Origin of the sequence: Actinacidiphila bryophytorum, assembly GCF_016916835.1 — a bacterium.
Taxonomy (GTDB): Bacteria; Actinomycetota; Actinomycetes; order Streptomycetales; family Streptomycetaceae; genus Actinacidiphila; species Actinacidiphila bryophytorum.
Map to the genome: position 1 here is coordinate 107,007 of NZ_JAFFIX010000021.1, position 12,576 is coordinate 119,582.

Below are 12,576 nucleotides of genomic sequence, written 5' to 3' on the forward strand. Positions count from 1 at the left end.
CCCTTCTCCGTAGACCCCTACGAATTGCCCGGATCATCGCCCCCGGCAAACGCACCGGACCCGGCAGCGGCGCGCACCGGCCGCAGCAGCGGGGAGGTGGTCGCCAGCGCGGCGGCCACCTGGTCCGCGCGGCCGGGCCGGTCGGCGTCGGGCAGCCAGCGCATCTCGACGTCGGCAGGCGCCACCTGTGCGATCCCGCAGGCCGGGCAGCCGCCGGTCATGTCCAGCCGCGCGCCGCAGTCGGTGTGGTGGAAGGTCCTGGTCGGCTCGTCCTGCGAGGCGTACCTGCCGCCCCATCGCATCAGGGCGTGCAGCGGCGGCCACAGGGCCAGGCCCGCGTCGGTGAGGACGTAGTCGTAGCGCGGCGGCGACTGCTGGTAGGCCTCCTTGCGCAGCACCCCGGCCTCGGTGAGCGCGGCCAGCCGGGCGGTGAGCACGGCCCGCGGGATGTCCAGGTGGACCAGGAAGTCATTGAACCTGCGCACGCCGTAGAAGGCGTCCCGCACGATCAGCAGGCTCCAGCGCTCGCCGACCACCTCCAGGGCGCGGGCGAGGGTGCAGTCCTGCTGGGCGTAGTCCGTGCCGAGTGCCATGGCACCCACCCTACCGCCGGGTTCGGTGAACAGACTGACATGCTAGGCTCGGCCCTCCACTGAGTTCGTTGACCAGACTCACTTTGCTTCCCGGCCCGACCGCCTCGCGGAGGAACCTGATGGACGCCCAGGCCATACCGAGCACCGCGGCACCCGACACTGCCGTACCCGACCACCCGGGAGACCGCAGCGCGGGGGCCGGGGCCGCCCTGCTGGCCGTCGGACTCGGCACCCTGCTGACCCTGATGGCCTTCACCGCGCCCGCCACCACGCTCGCCGCCACCGCGCACGGGCTGCACTCGGGCGCCGTCGCCCAGACCTGGATGCTGACCGGCACACCGGTCGGCCTCGCCGCGCTGCTGCTGACCATGGGCAGCGTCGCCGACGCGCGCGGGCGGCGCCGCACCTTCGCCGCGGGCGCCGTCCTGCTGCTGTTCGCGACCGCGCTGTCGGCCGCCGCCCCCGGCACCGCGCTCTTCCTCGCGGGACGTATCGCGCAGGGTGTGGCGAGCGCCGCCGTGCTCGCGGCCGGCCTCGGGCTCATCGCGGACACCCACCCGGCCGGCCGCCACCGGGTGCGCGCCCTCGGCGTCTGGGGCGCGACCGTCGGCGGCGGCATCGCCGTCGGACCGGTCTACGCGGCCGTCATGGCCCAGCTGTGGGGCTGGCGTTCGCTGTACTGGGGCCTGGCGCTGCTCGCCGTGCCGGTCGCCGCGCTCAGCGCCGCCGTCCCCGAGTCGCGCGCCGCCCACCCGCGCCGGCTCGACCTCGCAGGAGCGCTCACCCTCGGCGCGGGCACGGCGGCCCTGGTCGCCGGATTCGGCGAGAGCCGCAGCGGCTGGCTGCGCCCCGCCGTGCTGGTCCCGCTGGCCGCGGCCGCCCTGGTGCTCGCCCTCTTCGCCGCGGTGGAGCGGCGGGTGGCGGAACCCATGCTCGACCCGGCCCTGTGGCGCAACCCGACCTTCCTCGCCGGCGGCGTCGGCGCCCTGACCACGGGCCTGGCCGTGGTCGGCCTCTTCAGCTACCTGCCGACCATGGTGCAGGGCGTGCTCGGCACCGGCGCCATTGCCACCAGCCTGCTCTTCGTGGTCTGGTCGGGCGTCTCCGCGGTCTTCGCGCTGCTCTCCCGCCGGCTGGCCCCGCACATGGGCGCCGACACCCAGGCCGCCCTCGGCCTGGGCATATCAGCCGTCGGGCAGGCAGCGATGTACGGCATGCACGTCGGCGGCTCCTACGGGCGGCTCTTCCCGGGCCTTGCCGTCGCCGGCGTCGGTAGTGGCATCCTGAACGCGGCGCTGGCCCGGCTGGCCGTCGCCGGCGTCCCCACCGAACGCAGCGCCATGGGTTCGGGGGCCAACAACACCGCCCGCTACGTCGGTTCGGCGCTCGGCGTCGCCCTGACCGTCTCCGTCGTGACCGCCGCCCACGGCCCCTCCCCCGCGACCGCCCTCGCCGCGGGCGCCAACCACGCCTTCCTCCTCAGCGCCGCCACCTGCCTCGCCGGCACCACCGCCATCCTCCTCCTCCCCCGCCTGACTCCACGCCGCTAGGCCGTGTTTTGGAAGTCCCGCCTGCCCCGCGACGCCTGGCACGCACGCTCGCTGCGTCGTCGGAGTCGTCCGAGTAGGCCCACTACGAGGACGACCCTCCGCCTTGCGATCGCACGCACCAGACGCCGCGCGGCCCGCCCTGTGGGGGCGGACGGCGCTACTTCCAAAACACGGCCTAGGCCCCCGCGCCCTGAAAGACGGTCGCCCTCCTGTGCAGAGGGCGCCGCCTGAAAGCGCCGACTCCGCGAGAGAGGGTCGCCACCAGGGGCGCGGGGAAGTGCGCGACCAGCCGGAGGAGCGGGAAAGAAGCAACGCCACAGCAAGTGGCACCACCAGGGCCGCGGGGCCGGGTCGGGTCAGCCCGCGACGAAACCGGCCAGGCCGAGAACTTGCGCGGCGGCAGCCGCGGCCCCGACAAGCCCGGCGTCAGTACCGAGCTTGGCCGGGACCACGTCGACCCCCGCCGCGAAGGACAGCGTCGCGTAACGGCTGAGGTGGTCGCGGAGGGGGTCGAAGAGGACGGGGCCGGCCCCGGCCACACCCCCGCCGACAACGGCGACGTTGATCTCGACCAGCGTCGCCGTCGCCGCGATCCCCGCCGCAAGTGCCTGGGCGGCACGGTCGAAGGAGGCGATCGCGAGCGGGTCGCCGGCCCTGGCGGACTCGGCGACGGCGGCAGCCGTCGGCTCGGCGCCGGCCGACGGGAGCCAGCCGGACTCCAGCGCGCGGCGCGCGATGTTGGGACCGCTGGCGATGCGCTCGACGCAGCCGCGCGACCCGCACGGGCACAGGTCGCCGTCGAGGTCGACGCTGATGTGCCCGATGTGGCCGGCGTTCCCGGTCGGCCCGGGAAGCAGCGCGCCGCCGAGCACGAGACCGCCGCCGACCCCGGTGGACACCACCATGCACAGCGCGTTGTCGTAGCCGCGTGCGGCACCCTGCCAGTGCTCGGCCGCGGTCATGGCGACACCGTCGCCGGTCAGCACGACGGGCAGCCCGCCCGCGGCCTCGCCGACCCGCGGGGCCAGCGGGAAGTCGCGCCAGCCCGGCACGTTGACCGGGCTGACGGTGCCGTGCAGGGCGTCGACGGGACCCGCGCTGCCGATGCCCACGGCGACCGCGGCCGGCCACTGCGGTGCGGTGCGCAGCTCCGCGACGACCTCGGCGACGGCCCGCATCACCGTCTCGCCGTCGCGGCCTGCGGGCGTCGGCCGCAGGGAGCGCGCCACCGGGCGGCCCTCCGTGTCGATGAGCGCCCCGGCGATCTTCGTTCCGCCGATGTCCAGTGCGGCCACGAGTGGACCGGTCGCGCCGTGGGGGTGCATCGTTCGGGGGTCTCCTTCATCGTTGTGTCGCCCGGGTTCCGCGACGGCGGCCCCAGGGGTAGTCTCGCCTGATCGTGACAACGTTGTCCATCTCTTGCCGCAGGGAATACTACGACCGTGACCCATACTCCTGGACGTGTCCCCCGGCCCACCATGAAGGATGTCGCCGCCCGGGCGGGCGTCGGACTCAAGACGGTCTCCCGGGTGGTGAACGAGGAACCGGGCGTGACGCCCGACACGGTGGCGCGTGTGCAGTCCGCCATCGACGCCCTCGGATTCCGGCGCAATGACAGCGCCCGCCTGCTGCGCACCCGGCGGACCGCCAGCGTCGGCCTGGTGCTCGAAGACCTCGCCGACCCCTTCTACGGTGCGCTCAGCCGCGCCGTCGAGGACGTCGCCCGCGCGCACGGCGCGCTGCTCTTCACCGGTTCGAGCGCGGAGAACCCGCGCCGCGAGCAGGAACTGGTGCTGGCCTTCTGCGCCCGCAGGGTGGACGGCCTGGTCGTGGTTCCCGCGGGCGACGACCACCGCTACCTCACCCCGGAGATCGACGCGGGCGTCGCCACGGTGTTCGTGGACCGCCCGGCCGGCCGCATCGACGCCGACGTCGTGCTCACCGACAACGCGGGCGGCACCCGCACAGGTGTGGCCCACCTGATCGCGCACGGCCACCGCAGGATCGGCTTCATCGGCGACCAGCCGGGCATCCACACCGCGGGCGAGCGGCTGCGCGGCTACCGCGAGGCGATGGCCGACGCGGGGCTGCCGGTGCGCCCCGACTGGTACGCGATGGGTCCCACGACGCCCGAGCGGGTCAGGGCGGCGCTGGCCACCATGCTCTCCGGGCCCGAGCCGGTCACCGCGCTCTTCGCGGGCAACAACCGCGTCACCGTCACCGCGGTACGCGTCCTGTCCGGCCGCCCGCAGCCGGTCGCCCTGGTCGGCTTCGACGACTTCGAGCTGGCCGACCTGCTCGACCCGCCGGTCACCGTCGTCGCCCAGGATCCCGCGGGCCTGGGCCGCAACGCGGCCCAGCTGCTCTTCCGCCGCCTGGACGGCGCCACCTCGGAGGAGCCCAGCCGGGTGGAGCTGCCGGCCCGGCTGATCGCCCGCGGCTCGGGCGAGATCCCGCCCGCGTACTGACGCGGCGCCCGGCCGGTGCGCCAGGTCCCCGTACCGACTCAGCGCCCGGCCAGGGCGTCCAGGTCCGGGCGGGCCAGGCCGGTGCGGCCCGCCACCTCCGCCTGGTCCAGGGCGCCGCAGTCCAGGCCCCGGAGCAGGTAGCCGCTGAGCGCGCGTGCCGTCGCCGGTTCGTCGAGCACCGCGCCCGCGGTTTTGGCCACGTAGGCGGCGAGCCGGCCGGCCGCCGCGTCCAGGCCTTCCCGGCAGAAGGCGTAGACGGCGGCGTAACGCGTCGGGAGCTGCGCCGGGTGCATGTCCCAGCCCTGGTAGTAGCCGCGGGCCAGGGAGCGCCGTACGAGGCCGTAGTGCAGCCGCCAGGCGTCGTGCACGGCCTGCGCCGGGCCGACCGGCAGCACGTTCGTGGAGCCGTCGGACAACCGTACCCCGGTGCCTGCCGCGGCGACCTGCATCACGGCCTTGGCGTGGTCGGCGGCCGGGTGGTCGGGGGCCTGGTGTGCGGCGCTGATCCCGCAGGCGGCGCTGTAGTCGAAGGTGCCGTAGTGCAGCGCACTGGCGCGGCCCGCGGCCGCGTCGATGAGCCGGGGCACGGTGGCGGTGCCGTCGGGGCCGAGGATGGACTGGGTGGTCTCGATCTGGATCTCGAAGCGGATCCTGCCCTCGGGCAGTCCCGCGGCCTGCTCGAACTGCCCGCACAGCGCGGCCATGGCGGCGGCCTGTGCGGGGAAGGTCACCTTCGGCAGGGTGAGGGCGAGGCCTTCCGGCAGGCCGCCGCCGTCGAGCAGCGCGGTCAGGAACAGGTCGAGGGTGCGGATGCCGCGGTCGCGGACGGCGGCCTCCATGCACTTCATGCGGATGCCGATCCAGGGCGGTGCGGTGCCGTCCGCGGTCATCGCGGTGACGGTGCGGGCGGCGGCCAGCGCCGCGGCGTCCTCCTCCGCGTCGGGCCTGGCGCCGTAGCCGTCCTCGAAGTCGATCCGCAGGTCCTCGACCGGTTCGCGGCGGAGCTTGTCGCGCACCCGGTCGTGGACCTCCGCGGCCAGGCCGCCGGTCAGGCCGAGCACGGCGCCGAGCGCGCCGGCGTCCGGCGCGTGCTCGTCCAGCGCCGACAGTGCGCGGGCGCCCCACTCCCGCACGGTCGCCGCGGTGAAGGCGTCCGCCGGTACGTAGACGGTGTGCACGGGCTGCCGGGTGCCGGGGTCACCGGGGTAGCGGCGGGCGAGTTCCGCGTCCGTCGCGGCCAGTGCGGCCCCGATTCCGGCGACGTGGGCGTCGGTCAGTGTCGTACCGGCCGGCTGCGGCATGGGCCACCCTCCCAGATTTCAACAAATCGTTGAAGCGAAGCTAGCCCGCGGCCTTCCACCCGGTCAACACCCGCCAGGACATGCCGCGGCCCCCGCACGCGGTCGCGCACGGGGGCCGGGCGGCGGCACCGCGGGAGCGTCAGCCCTTGCGGGCCTTGATCTCCTCGGTGAGCTGCGGGACGACCTGGAAGAGGTCGCCGACGACGCCGTAGTCGACGAGGTCGAAGATCGGGGCTTCCGCGTCCTTGTTGACCGCCACGATGGTCTTCGAGGTCTGCATGCCCGCCCGGTGCTGGATCGCGCCCGAGATGCCGTTGGCGATGTAGAGCTGGGGGGAGACGGACTTGCCGGTCTGGCCGACCTGGTTGGTGTGCGGGTACCAGCCGGCGTCGACCGCGGCCCGCGAGGCGCCCACGGCCGCGCCGAGGGAGTCGGCGAGGGCCTCGATGACGGAGAAGTTCTCGGCGCCGTTGACGCCGCGCCCGCCGGAGACCACGATCGCGGCCTCGGTCAGCTCCGGCCGCCCGGTGGACTGCCGGGGCGTGCGGGCCACGACCTTCGTGCCCGTGGCCAGCTCGCCGAAGGTGACCGCCAGCGGCTCGACCGTGCCGGCCGCCGGAGCCGGCTCGACGGGGGCGGAGTTCGGCTTGACGGTGATGACCGGGGTGCCGCGGGTGATGGTCGAGCGGGTGGTGAAGGCGGCGGCGAAGACGGACTGGGTGGCGACCGGCCCTTCGGCGCCCGCGGCCACGTCGGTGGCGTCGGTGATGATGCCCGAGCCCAGGCGCAGCGCCAGGCGGGCGGCGATCTCCTTGCCCTCGCCCGAGGACGGCACCAGGACCGCGACCGGTGAGACGGCCGCGGCCGCGGCCTGGAGGGCGTCGACCTTGGGGACGACCAGGTAGTCGGTGAACTCCGGGGCGTCGGCGGTCAGCACCCGGGTCGCGCCGTGCTCGGCCAGCACCGGGGCCGCGGTGTCGGCGCCGGGGCCGAGGTGGACGGCGACCGGGTCGCCGATCCGGCGGGCCAGGGTGAGCAGTTCGAGGGTCGGCTTGCGGACGGCACCGTCCACGTGGTCGACCAGGACGAGGACTTCAGCCATGCGAATCGTTCTCCTGCACAAAGAAGAGGGTGACGGGGGGGCGGCGGGGCGGGGGTTCGTCAGATGAACTTGTGCTCCGCGAGGAAGGCCGCGAGCTGCTTGCCGCCCTCGCCCTCGTCCTTGACGATCGTGCCCGCGCTGCGCGCCGGACGGGCGGCAGCCTCCTGCACCGCCGTCCACGCACCGGCGAGGCCCACGTCGGCGGCGTCGATGCCCAGGTCGGAGAGGTCCAGCGCCTCCACCGGCTTCTTCTTGGCCGCCATGATGCCCTTGAAGGACGGGTAGCGCGCCTCACCGGACTGGTCGGTCACCGACACCAGCGCCGGCAGCGACGCCTCCACCTGCTCGCTCGCCGCGTCGCCGTCGCGCCGGCCGGTCACCTTCCCGCCCGAGACCGCGACCTCGGACAGCAGGGTCACCTGCGGAATGCCCAGCCGCTCTGCAAGCAGCGCGGGAACCACACCCGCCGTGCCGTCGGTGGAGGCCATGCCGGTGACGACCAGGTCGAAGCCGGCGTGCTCGATCGCCTTGGCCAGCACCAGCGACGTCCCCATCACATCGGTACCGTGCAGCGCGTCGTCCTCGACGTGCACGGCCTTGTCCGCGCCCATCGACAGCGCCTTGCGCAGCGCGTCCTTGGCGTCCGCGGGGCCGACGGTCAGGACGGTGATCTCCGCGTCGTCCGCGGCCTCCGCGATCTGCAACGCCTGCTCGACCGCGTACTCGTCCAGCTCCGACAGCAGGCCGTCCACCGCATCGCGGTCAGTGGTCAGGTCATCGGCGAAGTGGCGGTCGCCGGTGGCATCGGGCACGTACTTCACAGCGACTACGATCCTCAAGCTCACGCCTGCTCTCCTACTGCATCGTCCTGCACGTCTTCGTCAACTGCCCCGGCAGCACCCTGCCAGTGCCCCGGATTGGCAGCATAGGCGCCTGCGGCTGCGGCTCCCCGCCGGGACGCAGCACGCGTCGCGGTGAGTACCCGGCAGATATATTACTCGTCAGTACACAGAGAGTGCCGCCGCTTGGCAAGGTTCCCCCACTGTGACGTCTCCTACGCCCGCGACGTGCCGCGCCCTCGGCAAGGCCGCGCCCGAGGGGAGGCCGTCAGACCGCGGCACCAAGTGCGGCGATCACGTCGGCACGCCGGGGCTGGCCCGACGCCCGGCGCACCACGGAGCCGTCCGCGTCGAGGACCAGGACGGTCGGTGTCCTGAGGATGTGCAGCCGCCGCACGAGGTCGAGCTGCGCCTCGGCGTCGATCTCCACATGGCGCACCCCCTCGACCATCCCGGTGACCTCGGACAGCACCCGCCTGGTCGCCCGGCAGGGCGCGCAGAAGGCGCTGGAGAACTGCACAAGCGTGGCGCGCTCCCCCAGCGGCCCGCCGAGGTCGTCCGACGTCAGCCGCTCGCCGCTGTCCCTGCCACCCACCCGGACCCTCCCGTCCCGTCGCCGGTGCAGTACGCCGAAGGCGCTGGCCGCCGCGAGCACGGCCAGGCAGACCACCAGACCCGTCATCGCCGTCCTCCTCCGCCGCGAGCCACTGCGCCGCATTGTCACCTGCAGGCGAACCGCATCGTATTCCCGCACGTCAGCGTTCACACGACCGCAATGATTCCCGCGGCCGCAACCGGCCGCCGCCGGGTCATCATTCCCCTCATGGACATCGACGTACGCGGCCCCCGGTTCGGCGCGGCCCTCACCACCGCTGTGCTCGCGGTGGTCCTGATCACCGGCAGCGGCGCGCTGCTCGCGGTGCAGGCCGCCCTGTTCGCCGTGGGAGCCGTCGCGGGCGTGCAGCGCTCGCCGTACGGCTGGCTCTTCCGCACCCTGATACGCCCCAGGGTCGGCCCGCCGCCCGCCACCGAGGAATCGGCGCCGCCGCGCTTCGCCCAGGCCGTGGGGCTGGCCTTCGCCGCCGTCGGGGTGGCCGGCTATCTGGCGGGGCCGCAGTGGCTCGGCATGGCCGCGACCGGCTGCGCACTTGCCGCCGCCTTCCTCAACGCGGCCTTCGCCTACTGCCTCGGCTGCGAGATGTACCTGGCACTGCGGCGCACGGTGGGCTGACCGGGCCCTACCGCGACGCGGCAGTGGCGCGGGGGTGACATCGCGATGACGTGAGAAGAATCTCGCCGCGGGGAGGTCGCCCGGGGTGACAGCGGCCCCGCCGCCGGGGCACCATCGCTCAGCGGCCGGAGAACCTACGGGCGCGTAACTTCCGCCGGGCGCGCCGCCCCGGAGAGAGCAGGTGCCCGGACATGGCCGAACTCGTCTACCCCCCGGTGATCGGCTTCGCCCGCACGATGTTCAAGGTGCAGGGCCTGCGGTTCGACATCCGGGGCACCGAGAACGTGCCGCGCGAGGGCGGCGCCCTGCTGGTCAGCAACCACGTCGGCTACCTGGACTTCGTCTTCTGCGGCCTGACGACGCTGCCCGCCAAGCGGCTGGTGCGCTTCATGGCCAAGGAGTCGGTCTTCCGCCACAAGGTGTCGGGTCCGCTGATGCGGGCGATGAAGCACATCCCGGTGGACCGCTCCGACGGCATGCACGCCTATGCGCACGCGCTGGAGGCGCTGCGCAGGGGCGAGATCATCGGGGTCTTCCCCGAGGCGACGATCTCGGAGTCCTTCACGCTGAAGTCCTTCAAGTCCGGTGCGGCGCGGCTTGCCATGGAGGCCGGCGTCCCGCTGCTGCCGATGGCGCTGTGGGGCAGCCAGCGGCTGTGGACCAAAGGGCGCCCGCGCAGCCTCGGCAGGACCAGGTTCCCGATCTCGCTGCGGATCGGCGAGCAGATGCGGCCGCACACCGACGAGAAGGCCGGCGCGCTGACCCGGCGGCTGCGGCTGCGGGTGCAGGAGCTGCTGGAGGACGCGCAGCGTTCGTATCCGGGCCGGCCGGCCGGTCCCGACGACCGGTGGTGGCTGCCCTCGCACCTGGGCGGCACCGCCCCGACGCCGGAGGCGGCTGCGGAGCGGGACCGCGAGCGGCAGGCGGCCCGCTAGGACGCCTCGGGCAGGGCGGTGGGCAGCAGGATCCCGGAGCTACTGGGCGCGGCCCGCAGACAGGCCACCACGGCCGGCAGGGGGGCCGCGTAGACCAGCGGGTAGTCGCGCTCCCCCAGCTCCGGGCGCACCGGGAAGGCCAGCCGTTCGACGTCCAGGCTGAAGCGGGCGTCCACGCCGGGCTTGTTGCCGCGGGCGTCCAGCCGGCTCCACCGGCCGGCGCCGGGCAGCCGCAGGGCGATCAGGCCGTGCAGTGCGGGGCCCGATCCGTCGTCCTCTGTCAGCCGCTGGTAGCAGAGCCCCGCGGGTATGCCGCGCGAGCGCAGCAGCGCGGTCAGGGCGTGCGACTTGGCATAGCAGATGCCGTTGCGCTGCTCCAGCACGTCGGAGGCCCGCCAGCTGACCCGCTGGTCTCCCGAGTCGTAGGAGTGCGGGATCGCGTCGCGGACGTATTCGAAGGCGGCCTCCGCATACTCATGCGCATTGTGGGTGCCTTCGGCCAGCAGGGCCGCGGTCTCCTTGACCACCGGGTCGTGGTGGTCGATGACGTCGTCGGCGGCGAGATATGCGGAGAGGTCGGGCGTCTCCGGGATCGGTTCCATGCTCCGACCCTAGAGAGCCACCGACCCTCCGATCAATCGATTTACGGGTCCACGTATATATATTCAGAGCCTACTGCGGCCGTGGATCAGGCGCCGGCGGCCATCTCCTCGGCAACTGCCGCGGCGAAGCCGTCCACGTCGTCCTCCGTCGTGTCGAAGGCGCACATCCAGCGGACCTCGCCGGTCGACTCGTCCCAGAAGTAGAAGCGGTAGCGCTTCTGCAGCCGCTCGCTGACGTGGCGCGGCAGCATCGCGAAGACCGCGTTGGACTGCACGGGACGCATCACGCGCACCCCGTCGATGCCGCGCACCGCGGCGTCCAGCCTGCGGGCCATCGCGTTGGCGTGCTCGGCGCTGCGCAGCCACAGGTCGCCGGCCAGCAGCGCCTCGAACTGCACCGACACGAAGCGCATCTTCGACGCCAGCTGCATCGACAGCTTGCGCAGGTGCGGCAGCGCGCGCACCCGCTCGGGGCTGAGGACGACCACGCACTCGCCGAGCAGCAGGCCGTTCTTGGTGCCGCCGAAGGACAGGATGTCGACGCCGGCCTCGGTGGTGAAGCGGGCGAGCGGCACCCCCAGGCTCGCGGCGGCGTTGGACAGCCGGGCGCCGTCGAGGTGCACGGCCATGCCGAGCTGGTGGGCGTGGTCGCAGACCGCCTTGATCTCCTCGGGCGTGTAGCAGGTGCCCAGTTCGGTGGTCTGGGTGATCGACACGACCTGCGGCTGCGCCCTGTGCTCGTCGTCGAAGCCGTACGCCTGCCGGTCGATCAGCTCGGGGGTGAGCTTGCCGTCGGCGGTCGGCACCGTGAGCAGTTTCAGCCCGCCGACCCGCTCGGGCGCCCCGCACTCGTCCACGTTGATGTGCGCGGACTCGGCGCAGATCACCGCACCCCAGCGCTCGGTCACCGCCTGCAGCGCCGTCACGTTGGCGCCGGTGCCGTTGAAGACCGGGAAGACCTCGGCGGTGGGGCCGAAGTGCCGCCGGAAGACCTCCTGGAGGTGCGCGGTGTAGTCGTCGCCGCCGTAGGCGACCTGGTGGCCGCCGTTGGCGAGGGCGAGGGCGGCCAGCACCTCTGGGTGCACCCCGGCGTAGTTGTCGCTGGCGAAGCCCCGCGCGGCCGGGTCGTGCCGGCGTACGGCGTCGGTCCGTGCGCCGGCGGGAGGTGCGGGGGTGGTGCTGCGGGTCGGGTCGGTCACGGTTGGGGCGTCAGCCACTGGCGGGTCCCGTTCACATCGTGGGCGTTGCGGTTCCACTGGCCCGCGATCGCGTCGGCGAGATCGCGCACATCGGTGAAACCGGCGAATTTCGACTGCGGGCGCTCGGCCCGCAGCCCATCGTGCACCAGGGCCTTGATGACCAGCACGGTGGCCGCCGCAGTGGGTCCCTCGGCGCCGCTGAGCTTGCGGAAGGAGTCGCCGAGCGCGAGCGTCCAGGCCTCGGCGGCGGCCTTCGCCGCGGCATATGCCGCGTTCCCCGCGGTGGGCCGGCTGGCACCGGCCGCGCTGATCAGCACGTAGCGGCCGCCGGGGCTGCGCATCAGGCCGTCGTGGAAAGCGAGCGAGGTGTGCTGGACGGTCTGGATCAGCAGCCTGTGCAGGACGTCCCAGTCGGCGAGTTCGGTCTCGGGGAAGGACGCTGAGCCGCGCCAGCCGCCGACCAGGTGGACCAGGCCGTCGACCCGGCCGTGGTCCTTCTCGATCCGGCCGGCCCAGTCCTGGCTGGCCTCCAGGTCGAGGAGGTCGACGATCTCGCCGGTGATGTCGGCGCCGCCCGCGTCGTATCGCGCCGCGTCGACGGCCTCCGCCAGGCGCTCGGGGTCGGCGTCCGCGGCGATCACATGGCCGCCCTCGCGGGCCAGCCGCTGCAGCACCGCCCGGCCGGCCGGTCCGCCGGCGCCCGCCACCGCGATCACCGCTCCGTCAAGACCGCCCGAATACGTGTCGGTCGTCATC

Annotated in this window: 13 protein-coding genes; 4 read left to right on the top strand and 9 right to left on the bottom strand. The window is 73.8% G+C overall.

Annotated elements, in window-relative coordinates; translation table 11 throughout:
• Positions 1-17: 17 nt before the first annotated feature.
• Positions 18-593 carry a winged helix-turn-helix transcriptional regulator gene (locus JT723_RS26140; RefSeq protein ID WP_205047240.1) on the bottom strand — a complete coding sequence of 192 codons (576 nt, stop codon included), beginning with the start codon at positions 591-593 and terminating at the stop codon, positions 18-20.
• Between the two features lie 119 nt (positions 594-712).
• Here JT723_RS26140 and JT723_RS26145 point away from each other — a divergent pair, with 119 nt between their 5' ends.
• Entirely contained in the window at positions 713-2,143 is a 1,431-nt protein-coding gene (locus tag JT723_RS26145) for an MFS transporter (RefSeq protein WP_205047241.1), read from the top strand.
• A gap of 356 nt (positions 2,144-2,499) precedes the next feature.
• Here JT723_RS26145 and JT723_RS26150 read toward each other — a convergent pair whose 3' ends face one another.
• Positions 2,500-3,468, bottom strand: coding sequence for an ROK family protein (locus JT723_RS26150; RefSeq protein WP_205047242.1), 969 nt, complete (start codon positions 3,466-3,468; stop codon positions 2,500-2,502).
• Between the two features lie 153 nt (positions 3,469-3,621).
• Between JT723_RS26150 and JT723_RS26155 the strand changes: the two genes are divergently transcribed.
• Positions 3,622-4,611, top strand: a complete 990-nt coding sequence (locus tag JT723_RS26155) for a LacI family DNA-binding transcriptional regulator (protein WP_205047288.1) — start codon at positions 3,622-3,624, stop codon at positions 4,609-4,611.
• Between the two features lie 38 nt (positions 4,612-4,649).
• Here the strand turns inward: JT723_RS26155 and JT723_RS26160 are convergent, their stop codons facing one another.
• From JT723_RS26160 to JT723_RS26175, 4 genes are all read right to left on the bottom strand, one after another.
• A complete protein-coding gene (locus tag JT723_RS26160) occupies positions 4,650-5,912 on the bottom strand; it encodes a DUF6986 family protein (protein WP_205047243.1) in 1,263 nt (420 codons plus the stop codon).
• Positions 5,913-6,051: 139 nt separating this feature from the next.
• On the bottom strand, positions 6,052-7,014 hold the full coding sequence (locus JT723_RS26165) for an electron transfer flavoprotein subunit alpha/FixB family protein (protein WP_205047244.1): 963 nt from the start codon (positions 7,012-7,014) through the stop codon (positions 6,052-6,054).
• 59 nt (positions 7,015-7,073) lie between these two features.
• The gene (locus JT723_RS26170) at positions 7,074-7,859 is read right to left on the bottom strand and encodes an electron transfer flavoprotein subunit beta/FixA family protein (RefSeq protein WP_205047245.1); all 786 of its coding nucleotides are present in this window, start codon (positions 7,857-7,859) and stop codon (positions 7,074-7,076) included.
• Between the two features lie 262 nt (positions 7,860-8,121).
• Positions 8,122-8,535 carry a TlpA family protein disulfide reductase gene (locus tag JT723_RS26175; RefSeq protein WP_205047246.1) on the bottom strand — a complete coding sequence of 138 codons (414 nt, stop codon included), beginning with the start codon at positions 8,533-8,535 and terminating at the stop codon, positions 8,122-8,124.
• A gap of 141 nt (positions 8,536-8,676) precedes the next feature.
• Here JT723_RS26175 and JT723_RS26180 point away from each other — a divergent pair, with 141 nt between their 5' ends.
• Together JT723_RS26180 and JT723_RS26185 are read left to right on the top strand one after the other, a co-directional pair.
• A complete protein-coding gene (locus JT723_RS26180) occupies positions 8,677-9,084 on the top strand; it encodes a DUF4395 domain-containing protein (RefSeq protein ID WP_205047247.1) in 408 nt (135 codons plus the stop codon).
• 191 nt (positions 9,085-9,275) lie between these two features.
• A complete protein-coding gene (locus JT723_RS26185) occupies positions 9,276-10,019 on the top strand; it encodes a lysophospholipid acyltransferase family protein (protein WP_205047248.1) in 744 nt (247 codons plus the stop codon).
• On the opposite strand, the gene JT723_RS26190 is transcribed toward JT723_RS26185, so the two are convergent.
• The 3 genes from JT723_RS26190 to JT723_RS26200 form a co-directional block, all read right to left on the bottom strand.
• Positions 10,016-10,621 carry a transglutaminase-like domain-containing protein gene (locus JT723_RS26190; RefSeq protein WP_205047249.1) on the bottom strand — a complete coding sequence of 202 codons (606 nt, stop codon included), beginning with the start codon at positions 10,619-10,621 and terminating at the stop codon, positions 10,016-10,018. The two genes, JT723_RS26185 and JT723_RS26190, sit on opposite strands and share 4 nt — an antisense overlap.
• A gap of 86 nt (positions 10,622-10,707) precedes the next feature.
• Positions 10,708-11,838 carry a threonine aldolase family protein gene (locus JT723_RS26195; RefSeq protein ID WP_205047250.1) on the bottom strand — a complete coding sequence of 377 codons (1,131 nt, stop codon included), beginning with the start codon at positions 11,836-11,838 and terminating at the stop codon, positions 10,708-10,710.
• Positions 11,817-12,575: an SDR family NAD(P)-dependent oxidoreductase gene (locus JT723_RS26200; RefSeq protein WP_205047289.1), complete on the bottom strand. Its 759-nt coding sequence runs from the start codon at positions 12,573-12,575 to the stop codon at positions 11,817-11,819. The genes JT723_RS26195 and JT723_RS26200 overlap by 22 nt, the downstream gene beginning before the upstream one ends.
• Position 12,576 lies beyond the last annotated feature (1 nt).